General features: G+C 68.5%; 11 protein-coding genes. 7 read left to right on the forward strand and 4 right to left on the reverse strand.

Annotated features, from left to right (window positions below):
- From KA419_20360 to KA419_20375, 4 genes are all read left to right on the forward strand, one after another.
- A partial coding sequence (locus tag KA419_20360) for an SUMF1/EgtB/PvdO family nonheme iron enzyme (GenBank protein ID MBP7868287.1) occupies positions 1 to 1,307 on the forward strand: 1,307 nt, incomplete at its 5' end.
- Positions 1,308 to 1,464: 157 nt separating this feature from the next.
- Positions 1,465 to 3,501 carry a protein kinase gene (locus KA419_20365; GenBank protein MBP7868288.1) on the forward strand — a complete coding sequence of 679 codons (2,037 nt, stop codon included), beginning with the start codon at positions 1,465 to 1,467 and terminating at the stop codon, positions 3,499 to 3,501.
- Positions 3,473 to 4,888 (forward strand): hypothetical protein, encoded by a 1,416-nt coding sequence (locus tag KA419_20370; protein ID MBP7868289.1) that lies wholly within the window; start codon positions 3,473 to 3,475, stop codon positions 4,886 to 4,888. The genes KA419_20365 and KA419_20370 overlap by 29 nt, the downstream gene beginning before the upstream one ends.
- Positions 4,889 to 4,934: 46 nt before the next feature.
- Positions 4,935 to 6,332, forward strand: coding sequence for a hypothetical protein (locus KA419_20375; protein ID MBP7868290.1), 1,398 nt, complete (start codon positions 4,935 to 4,937; stop codon positions 6,330 to 6,332).
- 479 nt (positions 6,333 to 6,811) lie between these two features.
- Here KA419_20375 and KA419_20380 read toward each other — a convergent pair whose 3' ends face one another.
- Positions 6,812 to 7,051 carry a hypothetical protein gene (locus KA419_20380; GenBank protein MBP7868291.1) on the reverse strand — a complete coding sequence of 80 codons (240 nt, stop codon included), beginning with the start codon at positions 7,049 to 7,051 and terminating at the stop codon, positions 6,812 to 6,814.
- A gap of 370 nt (positions 7,052 to 7,421) precedes the next feature.
- On the opposite strand from KA419_20380, the gene KA419_20385 reads away from it, so the two are divergent.
- Both KA419_20385 and KA419_20390 read left to right on the forward strand, forming a co-directional pair.
- Positions 7,422 to 8,675: an MFS transporter gene (locus KA419_20385; protein ID MBP7868292.1), complete on the forward strand. Its 1,254-nt coding sequence runs from the start codon at positions 7,422 to 7,424 to the stop codon at positions 8,673 to 8,675.
- 183 nt (positions 8,676 to 8,858) lie between these two features.
- Positions 8,859 to 9,152: a hypothetical protein gene (locus KA419_20390; protein MBP7868293.1), complete on the forward strand. Its 294-nt coding sequence runs from the start codon at positions 8,859 to 8,861 to the stop codon at positions 9,150 to 9,152.
- Between the two features lie 26 nt (positions 9,153 to 9,178).
- Here KA419_20390 and KA419_20395 read toward each other — a convergent pair whose 3' ends face one another.
- The 3 genes from KA419_20395 to KA419_20405 form a co-directional block, all read right to left on the reverse strand.
- Entirely contained in the window at positions 9,179 to 12,490 is a 3,312-nt protein-coding gene (locus tag KA419_20395; protein ID MBP7868294.1) for a homocysteine S-methyltransferase family protein, read from the reverse strand.
- Between the two features lie 63 nt (positions 12,491 to 12,553).
- Positions 12,554 to 13,846 (reverse strand): FHA domain-containing protein, encoded by a 1,293-nt coding sequence (locus KA419_20400; GenBank protein MBP7868295.1) that lies wholly within the window; start codon positions 13,844 to 13,846, stop codon positions 12,554 to 12,556.
- Between the two features lie 24 nt (positions 13,847 to 13,870).
- Complete coding sequence (locus tag KA419_20405; GenBank protein MBP7868296.1) at positions 13,871 to 14,104, reverse strand: hypothetical protein; 234 nt, start codon at positions 14,102 to 14,104, stop codon at positions 13,871 to 13,873.
- A gap of 643 nt (positions 14,105 to 14,747) precedes the next feature.
- On the opposite strand from KA419_20405, the gene larE reads away from it, so the two are divergent.
- Positions 14,748 to 15,584, forward strand: coding sequence for an ATP-dependent sacrificial sulfur transferase LarE (gene larE / locus KA419_20410; protein ID MBP7868297.1), 837 nt, complete (start codon positions 14,748 to 14,750; stop codon positions 15,582 to 15,584).
- Positions 15,585 to 15,763 lie beyond the last annotated feature (179 nt).

A 15,763-nucleotide genomic window follows, 5' to 3' on the forward strand; every position in this document is an offset into this window, starting at 1 on the left:
CACCCCAACCCCCGGCGACGCCGCTCCCGGACCGGGGGGTGACGCCCACCCCGGGCCAGACCGGATCGAGACCGCCCGTGACGGGCACGGCCGCGCCCACGCCGCCCCGTCCCTCGGGGGCCTACCCCCAGAACGTCCAGCCGCAGGCGCCGTGGCAGCCCCCGCAGGGGCCGCACCAGGGGATGACGCCGCCGGCCGCGCACCCGACGCAGTCCCGGCGCAGCGGGCCCCCGTCCGCGGAGCACCCCGCCCCGCCGACCGCCGAGCGGCCCGGCACGGGGCGGCCCACGGCCCCGCCGACCGCCGGCGCCCCCGCCCCGGACAGCCGGAAAACCGGCCCCCCTCCCACCGGCACGCAGCTTCGCCCGACGGGGAGCGGCCCGTCCGGCGGGACCCGGCCGGGAACCGGGCCGCTGCAGCCCAAGACCGGGCCGCGGACGACCCCCGGCCAGGCTTTCCAGGCCCAGGCGGCCCCCCCGAAATCGAAGCTCCCGCTCATCCTCGGCGCCGCCGGCCTGGTGGTGGTGGTCGTCGTCCTCATCCTGCTCTTCGCGACCGGGAAATCGCCCGAGCCCACCCCCGGCCCCGAGAAACCCGCGTCCCCGGAGACGCCGGGGCCGGAAAAAACCGCGAGCTTCACGGAGCAGATGGGGATGAAATTCGTCAAGGTGGCGGCGGGCAAGTTCAAGATGGGCTCGGACACCGGCAAGGACGACGAGAAGCCCGCCCACGACGTGACCATTTCCAGGGACCTCTTCGTTTCGACCACGGAGGTCACGGAGAAACAGTGGCGGACCGTGCTGGGAGAGGGCCCGGCGACGGCGAGGGGGGACGAGTACCCCGTGGAAGTGTCGTGGGAGGACGCCCAGCGGTTCCTCAAGGCCCTCGGGGAAAAGACGGGCAAGACCTTCCGTCTCCCCACCGAGGCGGAGTGGGAGTACGCCTGCCGGGCGGGCGAATCCGGCGACTACTACTGGGGCGGCGCCTTCAGCCCCGACCACTGCTGGTTCAACGGGAATTCGGGTGGGAAGCCCCAGCCCGTCGGCGGCAGGAAACCGAATGCCTGGGGGCTGTTCGACATGGCCGGGAACGTCTACGAGTGGTGCCAGGACTGGAAGTCGGACGATTTCTATGCCAAGTCCCCGCCGGCCGACCCGAAGGGGCCTGACTCGGGAGAGTACCGGATCCTTCGGGGCGGCTCCTGGGACTCCGCGGAGGACGAGTGCCGGTCGGCCTATCGGGCCTTCATGAAACCCACGGTGGCGGGGGCGGGTTTCCGGGTCGTGACCAACGACCCCGTGCCCTGAGGGGGCTGCCCCCTCCCGTTGCCGCCGCCGGCGGGGCGCCCGAACGGGTCGGGAATGCTCCAGCCGGGCTGAAAAGCGGATTGACAAGGGTCGACGGATACGGGTAAAATGGCCGGGAAACCGGGTCGAAACCGAAATCTCTGGACGGGACACGCCAATGCTAGAATGTAAACGTTGCGGGACCAGGAACAGCGATCTCAGCGAGTTCTGTTTCGAGTGCGGTTCACCGCTCGGCAGCACGGGCGCCTCGTCCGTCATCGACGGCAAGTACGACGTCATCGAGTGCCTCGAGACCGAGGAGACCCGGGAACTTTACAAAGTCAGGGACATCCGGACGAACGAGGTCCGCACGCTGAAAGCCTGCGACCTGGACCCCGCGGTGCAGACCGTCCCCGGGTTCGACCCCTGCGGCGTCATCCAGGCTGCCGCCCGGTTCCGGCACCCCAACGTGGCGGACGTCCTGGACTGCGGCGTTCTCCCGAACGGGCGGATCTACACCGTCTCCGAGTGGGTCGCCGGGGAGTCCGTCGATCGGATCCTGGCGAGCCTCGGCCCCCTGCCCGCCCCCCTGGTCATCCGCCTGGCCGGCGACAGCCTCCGCGGTCTCCACCACCTTCACCAGCACGGCTTTCTCCACCGGAACCTGACGCCCTCCAAGCTGATGGTGTTTCTCTCGAAGCACGGCGCCCCCCGGGTCAAGCTCATCAACCCCGACCTCGCGACGCCGGCCGGCGTCGTCCGGGCCATCTCCCCGATGGACCTCATGGCGGGCAAGGGCAAGTACTCGTCCCCCGAGCAACTGGCGGGCGTCCCGGGCGGCGGCGAGCTGGACGCCCGCACCGACATCTACTCCCTGGCCCTGATCATCTACGAGTTGCTGAAGGGGCATGTGCCGTTCTCCGCCAACACCATGTCCGCCCTGGTCTTCCAGCAGGGGTCGGCTCACATCGAACCCCTGGAGCTCGAAGACCTGGACCCGGAGACGGCGGCTCACTTCAACCAGATCCTGTTCACCGCCCTCGCCAAGGACCGGGAGCACCGGTTCCCCAACGCCCTGTCCTTCGAGGAGGCCCTGAACCAGCTGGACCTGCCGCCCCTGACGGCGGAAACCATCCAGCACTACTTCGGGTCGCTCGGAAGCGTCCGGCCCTCCGGGGCCTTCTCCGCCATCGAACCGCCCCCGCGGGCGACGCCCGTCCCGTCGTACGACCAGGAGGCCCGGACCGTGGTGACGTCCCCGGTGCTGGGGGCCCCCACCGTGGTGGTCCCGGGAAGGGCCACCCCCCAGCCTCCCGCCCAGGGCGGCCCCCTGACGGGCGCCACCGTCGTGACCCCCCGGGCCGCTCCCAACCTGGAGGCCACGGTGATGGAGTCCCCCGACGAGGCCGTCCGGACCGTGTACGCCCCGCGGCGCGACGCCACGCGCATCGACGACGGGACGTACGAGGAACCGCCGCCCCGCGAGCGCACCCGGATCGACCACCTCGAAACCCAGGCGTTCGAGCTGCAGGGGGAGTACGAGATCCTCCAGGCCCCCCAGCAGGCGACGGAGTATGCCTACCCGCCCCAGCCCTCCCCGGAGGAGCTGTCGCGCCCGCTCCTCGAGACGGACTCGGCCGAGCTGGGGAAAGGCTTCACCGGCGTGGTGGGGACCATCATCCAGACCGCGCCCGGGCAGCCGCCGTACCAGCCGCCGGCTCAGCCGCCGTACGCGCCGCCCCAACCGCCCCCCCTCGTCTACGAGGACGAGCCCCCCGTGCAGCCGCAGGCCCGGCCCCGGCTCGCCCCGTCCGCCTACTCGACGATCCAGGCGCCCCGGGTCCCCCAGGCCGCCCCAAAGAGCGGCAGGATGGTGATGTGGATCCTCGTCGGCGTGGTGGTCATCGGGCTGGCGGTGGCGTCCTACTTCCTCTTCTTCACCAAGACCGCGACCGGGACCCTCGCGCTCAACGTGTTCCCGTGGGGCACCGTCCAGTCCGTGGAGAACGACCAGGGGAAACGATTCGACATTGCCGACGCCGTCACGCCCTTGACCGCCGAACTCCCCGTCGGCAATTACAAGGCACAGGTCAAGATCGCCGAGACGGACAAGGTCATCACCGTCTCCTTCACCATCCGGGAGGGACAGCTGACGTCCGTCACGGAACAGGACCCGGGGTATTCCTATGAAGAATTTCTACGCCAGATCATCTAGCGTCGTCCTGACCCTGCTGCTGATCGCGTCGGCAGTCCCCGGGGCGCCGGACTGGCAGGGGGACTACACCCGCGGCGTGGAGAAGTTCAAGTCCGGCAAGTACGCGGAGGCCGCCAGCCTGCTGGGCAAGGCGGTCGCCCAGAAGCCGGGGTCGTGCGACCGCTGCCTTCGGGACGGCATGTTCTTCGACGACTACTACCCCAACTTCTACCTGGGGTCGGCCTACCTGAACATGGGGCAGTTCAAGCAGGCCCTGGCCTGTTTCGAGACCCTCAACCGCGAGGGGAAGGTCCAGCGCAACGGGAAGCTCTCCAGTCAGTTCCAGGCCAATTTCGCCCTGGCCCGTGAACGGGCCGGGGCGGCAACCCCGCCCACCCCGGGCCCGACCCCCCAGCCGACGCCGACCCCGGTGCAGCCCACGCCCGTGCAACCCACGCCGGTGCAGCCCACCCCCGTGCAGCCCACCCCGGTGCAGCCGCAGCCCGTCCCCGTGACGCCGATCCCGGTCCAACCCACCCCCATTGCGCCGCCCCCGGTACAGCCCGTGGTGAAGCCCCCGACCGGGCCTTCTCCGGCGGTCGAGGCCTTCAAGCGGGAGGCCGTCTCCCTCGAGGCGTCCATCAACGGCTACGTGGGGCACGAGTACATGCGCTACGCCGTGATCCGGGACTCCTTCAACCGCCTCCGGCAGGGGATCGCGTCCTTCCGGGCCATGGCGGACCGGATGAAGACGGACGCGGAACTCACGGCGGGGCGGGGCGAACTGGCCCGACAGCGCCAGCTGATCCAGGTCTTCGCCCAGGAGTTCGACCGGGTTCGGTCCCTCCGGCTGAAGTCGGACGCGGCCACCCGGGCCTTCTCGGCCCTCCCGGAGCAGGAGGTCGACAAGCGCCCGGCCCTGCTCAAGGACTACGTCAGCCTGAAAACCCGGGTGCAGGACTTCCAGAAGAAGGTCCAGGACTTCCGGGACCTGCGGGACCTCCAGGCCGCCGAGGCCCTGTCGGCGTCCATCCAGGGGGACATCGCGAAGATGGCCGAACGGTTCGGGGCCGCCGGGAAACAGGCCGCCGCCTCCCTCTCCCAGACCCGGGACCCCCGCGAGATCGTCCGCCAGGGGTTCACCGCCTACTTCTCGGGCAAGTTCGACCAGGCGGCCACCTTCGTCCGGGAGGCGGAGACCGCCGGGACCCGTCACCCCTACCTGAACCTGCTCAAGGGGCTGCTGGATTACTCCCGCTTCCTGTCCGAGGGCGGGAAGAACGGCGCTCTGCGCGACAGCGCGCGGAACGAGTTCAAGCTGGCCGCCCAGGGCGGCGTCAAGCCGGAGAACCTGGGTTCGAAGTTCTTTTCCCCGAAAGTCGTCAAGTTTTTCCAGGAGTCGATGTGAGCCACTCCCTCGAATCCGCAATAAAAAATCATCATAGGAGGTTTTTATGAAGCATCGCGCACTCTGGACTGTCCTGGCCCTGGCCGCTCTCACGGTGGTCGCGGTCGCACAGGTACCCACGTTCGAGCCTCCCAAAGTGACCATCCCCACCACCAACAACGGGGTCGGGGCCCGGGCCATGGGCATGGGCGGCGCCTTCACCGCCGTCGCCGACGACGGCACCGCCGCCACCTGGAACCCGGCGGGCCTGTCCCAGCTCAAGCGGCCCCAGGTCACCCTGGTCTACAACTTCATCAACGACGACCGGACCACCCGCATCAACGGCGACTACCGCTCCGGCGCCAACACCACCACCTACGACGCCCACGAAACCGGGCACTACGACATCAACGCCCTGCAGTTCGTGTCCGGCACCTACCCCTTCCTCTGGAAGGACCGTCAGTGCGCCGTCCAGGTCAGCTACAACCGGATCCTTCAGCAGCCCGACGGCAACGTCGGTCGCGTGTTCACCTTCCACATGCCCAGCGGCGTCGACGAGATCCAGAACCGGCGGATCACCATGGCGCCCAAGGGCGGCATCGACCTCTGGACCGGGACCTTCTCCATCGAGCTGGTGAAGAAGCTGCACCTGGGCTTCTCCCTGAACTACCTCAAGGCCAAGTATTCCTACCGCAGCGCCATCTACGAGGAAGTCGGCACCACCGACGGCACCTACGCCAGCATGTACATGGACCACGTGGACGACTACTTCTCGTTCACCGGCTTCACCGCCGACCTGGGCCTCCTCTGGAAGCCCAACGACAAGTTCTCCGCCGGTTTCGTGTACCACACCAAGTTCAACCGCTCCATCCGGGAGCAGTACACCCGCGGGCCGGGCTCCTTCCGCGCCACCACCGGGGCGGACTACCACTGGCAGATCACCAACGACTGGCACGGCCGCGTGACCTGGCCCCAGAGCGCCGGCTTCGGCGTCGCCTACCGCCCCACCCAGAACCTGCTCCTCGCCAGCGACTACATGTGGACCCAGTGGCGTGAAGGCAAGATCGTGTACGACGTCCCCGCCGCCTTCGGCACCTACGCCTTCCCCAACGTGTGGGTGCGCCGTCAGCACGACGTCCACACCGTCCGCCTGGGCGGCGAGTACACCTTCATCATGAAGAACGGCTGGGTCGTCCCCGTCCGCGCCGGCTACTTCCGCTCCAACAACCCGAGCAACTACTTCGACAGCGAGGGCACCAACTACCAGCAGACCGCCATCAACGGGTTCACCGTCGGCGGCGGCATCACCATCAACTACGTCCAGGCCGACATCGCCTACGTCCGGACCATGGGCCAGGACCGCAAGTCCGACGTGGGCCAGAGCACGGCCGCCAGCTTCTACGAGATCGGCGAGAGCGACTACAAGGGCAACCAGCTGATCATCTCCCTGATCGTCCGCTTCTGATCCCCCTCGATCAAGGCCAAAGGCGGCGCACCAGCGCCGCCTTTTTTTTATCGACATCCCCGCGAAAAGCCGCCAACCGGCTCTTTCCCGCGAATAACGCCAATGGACGCGAATACAAAGAAACAAAATGACTTGTGATAGCTCGATTCGCGACAGTTCGCGTGATTCGCGGGCGTAAACAGTCTTTTTCCGGGGTCGTCAAGGCTGACGCCCCCGCACAAAGTGCCGCCACCCTCCGGGTCATGGCTCAAACAAAGGCTTTACAGAGACTTTCCGGTCCGTCTTCCGACTTTTTGCGAACCCGTCAAGGCTCACTGGGACGTGAAAATCCATGGAGCGCGGGCGGGACGCCCGCGCTCCCATTTCAAGAACGCATCAAGGCGGAAGGGGGCTGATTCCGTCGTGAAACGAACGGGAAAAACGGGGTAAACCCTGTTTTCCGTCATCGCCCGGAGGGCGATGGAATTGCAGGGGGGATGTCAGACGTCGTCGGACCGGCGCTCCATCTCCCGCATCAGGAACGCCACCGCCCGCTGGAGGCCTTCGAAGCGGAAGAGAATCTCGTCGAAGGCCTCGAGGTCCGGGAGGGGTGCGGCGGGTTCATCGTAGAGAAAGTCCCTCCACCCGGCTCCGTCCAGGACCAGCAGGGCTTCGGGAGAGGGGGTTTCCGGCGGCGTCACGACGGGAGTCCGCTCCAACCGGTTTTGTACGGGTTGCATGCCGACCATGGGAACCTCCGGCCGCGTGGATTTCCCGAGTTGCCCTTGGGGGGCGGCCGGCCCGAACCGGCCGCCCCTTCCGGATCTCAGGAGGTTATGGACGGCCCGGGACCCCTCCGTTCCTGTCGCCGGGTTCCCGCGGGGTTTGGAGTCTCGACGTTCGCGGGAAACCGGCTCACCGGGCTGCCCATGATTTGATGGTAAGGGCTTTTTCCGGTCGCCGCCAGTGGGAAAAACTCCCGAAACACTGTGAAAAATCCCTCATTCTCCCGCTTTCCACCCCTCGCGGCCCCACTTTCCCCTCTCACCGGAAGGGGACCCGGGGTATAATCCCCCCTCGGATCGTCGGCACAGACCCTCGAGAGGCGGCATGACACCCCAGCGGCCCAGCACCCTCCCCAAGTCACACGGTTCCGCCGTCATGCCCGGCGCCGTCTTCGCCGTCTCCGTCCTGACGGCCATGAACCTGCTCAACTACCTCGACCGCTACGTCCCCAGCGCGGTCAAGGACCTGTTCAAGAGCGACCTGAAGCTCACGGACGCCGAGACGAGTCTCCCGCTCTCCGCCTTCGTGGTCGTTTACATGCTGGCGAGCCCCGTCTTCGGCGCCCTGGCGGACCGGCACTCCCGGAAAGGGCTCATCGCCCTCGGGGTGGCGCTCTGGTCCCTGGCCACGGCCGCGGCGGCCTTCGCCACCGGGTTCTGGTCCTTCCTGGCCGCCCGGGCCTGCGTGGGGGTCGGCGAGGCGGCGTACGCCACCCTCGCACCGGCCCTCATGAGCGATCTGTACCCCCCGGAGCGACGGAACCGCGTCCTGACGGTCTTCTACACGGCCATCCCCATCGGGGCCGCCCTGGGGTTCTCCCTCGGAGGGATCCTCGGCGAACACCTCGGGTGGCGCGCCGCCTTCCTGATCGTCGGGCTGCCGGGCGTGGCCGCGGCCGTGACGGCCCTGATGATCCGCGACCCCGGGCTCGGGGCCCAGGACGGGAAACCCTCGGGCCCGCCGCCCTCCTGGAAGAACGCCCTGCACTCCCTGCGCCGGAACCGGGAGTACGTCCTCGCCGTCGCGGGGTACACGGCCATCACCTTCGCCTCCGGCGGCATGGCCGACTGGTTCCCCACCTTCCTCTCGCGCCACCGGGGCATGAGCCACGCCGAGGCCGGGAGCGTTCTGGGGACCGTCACCATCATCGGGGGGCTCCTCGGCACCCTGACGGGGGGCATCCTGGCCGACCGTCTCCGGGGCCGGACCCGCCACCCCTACCTCGCCCTCTCCGCCGTCTCCATGGCGCCGGCCTTCGGGTTCGCCGTGCTGGCCCTGACCCTCCAGGACCGGGCCGCCATCATCGGCTGCATCCTGCTGGCCCAGTTCTTCCTCTGGTTCTACAACGGGCCCATCAACACCGTCCTGCTCAACTGCGTCGAACCGGCGTACCGGGCGCGGGCCTTCAGCCTGAGCATCCTGCTGATCCACATCCTGGGGGACGCCGTCAGCCCGCCCATCATCGGGGCCATCTCGGACCTCACCGGCAGCCTGCCGCTCGCCATGTGGCTGATCCCCGCCACCATGGGGCTCGGGACCGTCATCTGGGCCTGGGCCTGGCGGAAACTGCCGGCGTGAGCCGACCGGGTGATCCGGGGGGAAACCCCTGAGAGGGTGGAAGACACCGCGGAGGCGGCGGCGGGGCGCCCCGGACCTGTCGGACCTGTCGGACCTGTCGGACTGGTCGGACTGATCGGACCGATCGTGCGGCAGCGGTGCCCCCGGCCCGGTCTGCCGGCTCCCCCGACGCCGGTCGCGGCAATGGCGCCGGTCGCGGCGGTGACGCCGATTTTCCTCCGAAGCGATGTCGATTGCGGTTGCCGTTATGGTTGCGGCTGCGGTTGCGGTTGTGGTTGTGGTTGCGATGGCGGCTGCGATGGCGATTGCGGCTGCGATGGCGATTGCGGCTGCGATGGCGATGGCGGCTGCGATGGCGATTGCGATGGCGATACCGATACCGATACCGATACCGATGCCGATGCCGATGCCGATGCCGATGCCGATGCGGATGCCGATGCGGATGCCGATGCGGATCCCTCCGGACCTTCAGCCTAAACCCCTTCAGCCTAAACCCCTTCAGCCTACGTCACCTTGTGCACCAGCCCGGCCGTGACGGAGAACTCGGGGATGATCTGGAAACCCTCGGAGAGGCGGGCCCCGATGCGGTCCTCGACCCCGAGGATCTCGAAGAGGGCCCGCTGGTCCTCCAGTTCGGGCCAGATGGGGTAACCCGGGCTGTAACGCACCACGGTGTGCCGTTCCACGCCCATCTCCTCCAGCATGGCGCAGGTGGTCACCTCCGCCATCTCCTCGGCCAGTTCGGCCCCGATGGTGGAGAGCATGTACCCCTTCAGGTAATCGCCCTCGTCGAAGCGCCGCTTGACCTCGGTGTTCAGCCGCCCGCCGAGGGTCACCGCCAGGATCGGCAGGACCAGTTCTTCATCGCGGCGGATGAGCCGCTTCCAGCACGAGGGGGACAGGCTCACGGGGAAGTCGGCGTCGTCCTTCCGCAGGACGAGCCGGTCGTCCCGGAACTGCACGGGGAAGGTCCCCACCACCCCCATCGGGGCCGTCAGGTTTTCCTTCCGGATGGAGTCCAGGAGATACTGGCCGGTCCGCAGCAGGCTCTCGTAGAACTCCTCCTCCATCCGGCCCTTGCCCAGGAATTTTTTCCCGCACTGGTGCTCGAAGTCGAAGCCGCGGATGAGAAGCCCGATGTCCACGCAGAAGGTCCGGACGGCCTTTTCCAGGAACGGACGCCGCGGCCGGGCGGGCCGCTCCTCCACCAGTTTCTCCACGGGGACCCCCCGCATGCGCGCTTCCACCAGGAGCCCCGCCGCCCGGCTCTCCTCGAGGGCCCTCGCCTTGAGCCGGTCGCGCTGCCCCGCCTCCACGAGCCCGTCGAAGAGCTTGAGCCCGTGGAAGGCGTCCGGGGCGTGGAACACCCCGCCCTCGTAGGGCCCGTCCTCGAGGCACCCGACTTCGCGGGCGTAGGCCGCGTTGACGGCGGCGCCGCCCAGGACCACCGGCACGTCGCCGCCCCGCGCGTGGAGCAGCTCCACCACGCGCCGCATCTCCCGGGAGGTGGAGACGAGCAGGGCCGAGAGACCCACCGCGTCCGCCTTCCCGGTGACGGCGGCGTCCACCACGTGCTCGGAGGCGACGTCCACCCCGAGATCGACAACGTCGAACCCGTTGTGGGTGAGGAGCATCCGGACGAGGTTCTTCCCGATGTCGTGGACGTCCCCCTTCACCGTGGCCAGGACGATGCGCCCTTTTCCCTTCGTCTCCGTGACGGGGAACAGGCGTTTGAGGTGGGTCAGCCCCTCCTGGACCATGGAGGCGGACTCCAGGACGTACGGCAGCGGGAGCCCCTTCTCGTCCATGAGGCGGCCCACCTCCTGCATGGCTTTCAGGAAGACCTCGGAGACGACGGCCTGGGGCGAGGCGTCCGCGGCCGTCCGCTCCATCAGGGGCAGGAAACCCTCCCGGCGGCGGCGCAGGATCATCTCCCGCAGGCGGGTCGCCGGGTCGGCCGCTTCCGCGGCGGGAAGGCCGGGGGCCGCCGCCTCCTCCACCGGGCGGAGGCCCAGGAGGGTGTCCAGCGCCTCCGTCGAACGGTCGAAGATCAGGTCTTCGGCCGCCTGCCACATCTCCGCGGGGACCTCCTCCCGTTTCCGGCGTTCGAGGGGGTTGAAGATGGCGAAATCGAGGCCGAGCCGCGCGGCGTGGTGAAGCAGGGCGTTGTTCAGGGCGATCCTCGCCGCCGGCGGCAGGCCGTAGGACACGTTGCTGACCCCCATCACGGTGCGGGACGCGGGGAAGTTCCGCTTGAACAGCTCGAGGGCGTCGAGGGCCACGATGCCGTTGGTGCGGTCCTCGGGCCGCCCCGTCCCCAGGGTCAGGACCAGGGGGTCGAACAGGAGGTCGCTGGGCGCAAGGCCCTCCTCCAGCGCGATGGCGAGGAGTTTCTGGGCCACTTCGAGCCGCCGGGCGGCCTCCCGGGGGATCCCCTCGGGCGTCAGGGGCAGGCACACCAGCATCTGGCCGTAACGTCGGGCCAGCTGCATGACTTTCCGGCATTTATCCTCGTCCTCCAGGTTGCAGGAGTTGAGGATGCCGCGCCCGTGCATCCGGCAGCACGCTTCCTCCAGCGCCTCGGGCTCGGTGGTGTCCGCCATGAGCGGGCCGGGGACGTTGACGGTCAGGGCCGGGTAGACGCTGCGGATCAGTTCCAGGTGACGGGGGAGTTCCCGGGTGGCGAGACAGACGTCCAGGACGCCCGCGCCGTGCTCCAGCTGGGCGTTGGCGATGGCGATCATGGTGTCGAGGTCGGCGTTGTCCATGGCCGTGCGAAACTTGCGGCTGCCGTGGTAGTTGAGCCGCTCCCCGATCAGGACGGGACGGGCCGGCCCGTCCAGGTGGATCATCTCGAAGGCCCCGGTGAGGGCGTTGACCCCCTTCCGCCGGCCGTCGGACGCGGGGAAGTGCACACGGTGGAAACGCTCTCGCAGGGCCCGGATGCACTCGGGGGTCGTCCCGCAGCACCCGCCGAGGGCGTGGAAACCGGCCTTGCGGAATTCCAGGGTGAGGTCGGCGAAGGTCTCGGGCGGCATGGTGTAGACGGCCTTGCCGTCGCGGTTCTCCGGGAGGCCGCAGTTGGGCATGGCGAGGAGGAGGGCCCGCACTTTCGACGGGAGCCCTTTCGCGAGTTCGAAGAGCGTGTCCGGGCCCATGGAGCAGTTCACCCCGATGAGGTCGACGCCCATGTGGTCCACGCTCAGCGCCGCCACCTCCAGCGGGGTCCCCATGAGGACGCGCCCCCCGCCGTCCAGGGTGAAGCTGACCGCCAGGACGGCCTCGCGGCGCACCCGCTTCATGGCGTCGCGGCAGGCCAGGATGCCCGCCCGGGCCTCCAGGACGTCGTTGCAGGTCTCCAGGAGGAGGATGTCGACGCCCGCCAGGAGGAGCGACTCCGCCTGGACGTGGAAGTTCCGGTAGAAGTGGCTGAAATCGGTCCGCTTCTCGATGGAGAGGAGGCCCGTGGGGCCGATGGAGCCGGCCACGAGGGCGTCCGGGAAGTCCAGGGCGGCCCGCCGGGCCAGCATCACCGCCTGGAAGTTGATCTCCCGGACCTTCCCGTCGAGGCCGTACAGGCCGAGCTTGTGGGGCGTGGCGCCGAAGGTGCAGGTCTCCACCACGTCGGCCCCCGCCTCGAAGTAGCGGCGGTGGATGTCGGCGATGACGGGGCCTTTCTCCAGGACCAGCTGCTCGCCGCAGGAAAAGTCGGGGAGTTCGGGGCGGCGGGCCTCGATCAGCGTCCCCATGGCGCCGTCGAAGAGGATCCCCCGTTCGCGGATTCGCGCCAGGATGCCGTTCTTGTTGGTCGTCACCGAACACCTTCCTTCCGCCCGGGGCAGGAGCACTACCGCGGTTGTCTCGAGGGGGTCGGGGCTTCAGAGGTCCCCGGTCGACGGGTCACTTTCCGGGGGGAGGCCGTCGAGCCTCCGGATCATCTCCCGGGCCCGGGCCCGGCGCTGCGCGTCGGTCCCGTAGAGCACGTACTTGCGAAAACCCTGCCGGGCCTCGTCGAAACGTTCCAGGTGCATGCAGGTCTCGCCGAAGTCGAAAAAGAGGTCGGGCTGCAGGGAGCCGATGGCCAGGGCCGGCTGGAAAGCGTCGTAGGCCTTGTCGTAGGCCCGGTTCCGGAAATGGACGTCCCCCGCCTCCTTGTACGCCCACAAAAAACCCGGCTCGAGTTCCGACGCCTTGGCGTAGGCCTCGAGGCAGGCGGGGTCGCCGAGCACCTCCATCGCCAGCCCGGACGCGTAGCAGGGCAGGAACCAGCGGGGGCGGAGCCTCTGCGCCTCCCCGAATTCCCGGAGGGCCCCCGGGTAGTCCCGGAGCCCCAGCAGGCGCGCCCCCTGGCTGAAGTGACGGCGGGCCGAGAGATCGGGCTCCTGCGGGAGCATCTCGCTGAGGAACGTGTACTTCCCCTGCAGGTCGGCCCAGTCGACCGCCTCGTACGGGTTCCGGGTGTACCGGGCGAAAGCGGCGTTGCCGTCGGCCTCGAAGCGGTCCCGGATGCTCTGCTCCACGTAGGCGCGGGACGACGAGCGGGGATAACGGGCCACGAAGTCCCGGTAGAGCCCGGCCACGCAGTTGTCCGCCGGTTCGAAGAAACGGCCCTCGTCCAGGGCCCGGCGGACCTTCTCCACCATGTCCATGTCGCTGGGCCCCGAGAAGATCACGAAAAGCATCACCATGACGCAGACCACCATCACCGCGGCGGCGCCCACCAGCACCCAGGCAAAGCGCCGGTTGGCCCGGGTCTCCGCCGCGTCGGCGGGGGAGATCTCCGGCGGCGGCCCGGCCTGCGGCGTCCCCATGAAAACCGTGCCGTCGCCGGCCCCCGTGGGGAGCGTCACCCGGGTGGCGGTGACGGGGATGAGGAAGTGACGCCCCTCGAGGAAGCGGTAAGTGATCTGGAAGTTGAAGACCGAGAGGACGTCCCCGTCCTGGAGGGCGATCCGGACCCCGGGGAAGACCTGCTGGCGGCCGTTGAGGAACAGGCCGTTGCGGCTCCCGAGGTCTTCCACCAGGCAGACCCCGGGCTGAAGGTGAAGGCGGAGGTGCTGGCGGGAGACGTAGTGGTTGGTGTCGTACACGGCGAGGTCGATGTCGGGCACCCACCCGTACTCGGGGTCCCCGCGGCCCACCACCGTGACCGGTTTACGGATTTCGATCATGCTCGCCCCCTGCCGGCCGCCATCTTAGCAGAGGTTCACCGCCTTCTCGATGTCCCCCGCGTGGTAGAAGTGGAGTTCCAGTTGGTTGTCGTTCATCAGCTGGTGGGGCATCCGGGTCATCTCCCGCTGGATGAGCCGGACCTTGCCCGCGGCGCTCCACTCGTTGAGCTGCTTCCGGGACACCTTGAAGCGCTTCTTCGCCTCGATGTGGGAGATATAGAGTTCGCCGTTCTCGGTCATCTCGTGCTTGCTGCTCATGGTTCCTCCTCCTGGACTGGTTTCGTTCCGTGGCCCCCGGCCGCACGGGATGCCGCCCGGGGACACGGGGATTGTACCCCACTCCGTCACCCAAGGGAAGACCGATGGTACTTTTCCTGGGAGGTCAATGGTTGATGCGGTCGAAAAAAGTCCTGATTGTGATCTCACAGAGGCACAGAGGCACGGAGAAGAATCATAAGGTTTGCTGATTTTGACGGGTTCGCAAAAAGTCGGAAGACGGACGGAAAAGTGGCTGTAAAGCCTTTGTTTGAGCCATCACCCGGAGGGGGATGGTACTTTTTGCGACCGCATCGATTTTAATAAGTAAGATTTGCATCGCTCCGTGCCTCAGTGCCCCTACGAGAGAAATGGACTTATTACGAACGCATCGATTTTCCCGGGGACGACCTGGGGGCGGGGTCGGAGAGAAAGTGCCGCCTCATCCTTCGGTCGGCGTTTCGCCGAGGCTGGAACCGTGGTACCATCCCTGTCCGGTGGGCGGGCGCGGGGACAGCGGGAACGCTTTCCCTCCGCGTGGGAGCCCGCTCCCTGCCGGCCCGCGCACGCGGGACGGTGACGGCCCGCATGCAAGCGCCGGGCCGGGAGGCCGGACCGGTCCGAATGAAAAGGGGAGGAGACGAAGGTGGAGAACGAGACGATTGAGGCCAAGGAAGCGCGCCTGGCGGCGATCCTCCGGGAGCTGGGCTCCGTCCTCGTGGCCTTCAGCGGCGGGGTGGACAGCACCTTTCTCGCCTGGGCCGCCCGCCGGGCCCTGGGCGACCGGTGCTTCGCGGCGCTCGCGGTGGGGGCGTCCCTCCCCGCGTCCGAGGCGACCGAGGCCCGCACCCTGGCCGAGGGCCTGGGGATCGGGCTGGAGACGGTCCACACGCGGGAGATGGAGATCGAGGCCTTCCGGCACAACACGCCCGAGCGCTGCTATCACTGCAAGAAAGCCCTCCTGACGGAACTCCGCCGCGTCGCCCGCGAGCGGGGGCTGGCCTGGGTGGCGACGGGCGACAACGCCGACGACGCCCGGGACTTCCGCCCCGGGCGGAAAGCGGCGGCGGAAATGGGGGTGCGCCACCCCCTGGCCGAGGCGGGCCTGACCAAGGAGGAGATCCGCCGCCTCTCGGCGCGGGAGGGGCTCTCCACCGCCGCCAAGCCCGCCATGGCCTGCCTGGCCACCCGGGTCCCCTACGGCGTGGAGATCACCGAGTCCCTGCTGGCCCGGATCGGGGCGGGGGAAGCCTTCCTGAAGTCCCGGGGGTTCTCCCAGTACCGGGTGCGCCACCACGGGGACCTCTGCCGGGTGGAGGTCGCCCCGTCGGAGGTGGGGCGGTTCGCGGACCCCGGCCTGCGGGACGAGACGATCCGGCACCTGAGGGCCCTCGGGTACCACTACGTGACCCTCGACCTCCAGGGCTACCGGGCGGGCAGCCTGAACGAGGCCCTGGGGGAAGGGGATAGGCTGTTAGGCTGAAGGCTGTTAGGCTGTTAGGCTGTTAGGCTGAAGGCTGTTAGGCTGAAGGCTGTTAGTCCCTACGAAGTAAGATCTTTGGCAAAATGAGCAAGATTTGAAATCGTCGGTGGGCTCCCACCGCTTTCAGAGCGGGGAAACCCGATGCGGGGACGGAGGAGGGAATCCCGGCAGCGTCGTCC

It is taken from the genome of Acidobacteriota bacterium, from assembly GCA_018001935.1.
Classification (GTDB): domain Bacteria; phylum Acidobacteriota; class JAAYUB01; order JAAYUB01; family JAAYUB01; genus JAGNHB01.

Excerpts from the sequence above, each read along its gene's own strand:
- KA419_20365 (MBP7868288.1), top strand. The coding sequence starts at position 1,465 with ATGCTAGAATGTAAACGTTGCGGGACCAGGAACAGCGATCTCAGCGAG.
- KA419_20370 (MBP7868289.1), top strand. The coding sequence starts at position 3,473 with ATGAAGAATTTCTACGCCAGATCATCTAGCGTCGTCCTGACCCTGCTG.
- KA419_20375 (MBP7868290.1), top strand. The coding sequence starts at position 4,935 with ATGAAGCATCGCGCACTCTGGACTGTCCTGGCCCTGGCCGCTCTCACG.
- KA419_20380 (MBP7868291.1), bottom strand. The coding sequence starts at position 7,051 with ATGCAACCCGTACAAAACCGGTTGGAGCGGACTCCCGTCGTGACGCCG.
- KA419_20385 (MBP7868292.1), top strand. The coding sequence starts at position 7,422 with ATGACACCCCAGCGGCCCAGCACCCTCCCCAAGTCACACGGTTCCGCC.
- KA419_20390 (MBP7868293.1), top strand. The coding sequence starts at position 8,859 with ATGGCGCCGGTCGCGGCGGTGACGCCGATTTTCCTCCGAAGCGATGTC.
- KA419_20400 (MBP7868295.1), bottom strand. The coding sequence starts at position 13,846 with ATGATCGAAATCCGTAAACCGGTCACGGTGGTGGGCCGCGGGGACCCC.
- KA419_20405 (MBP7868296.1), bottom strand. The coding sequence starts at position 14,104 with ATGAGCAGCAAGCACGAGATGACCGAGAACGGCGAACTCTATATCTCC.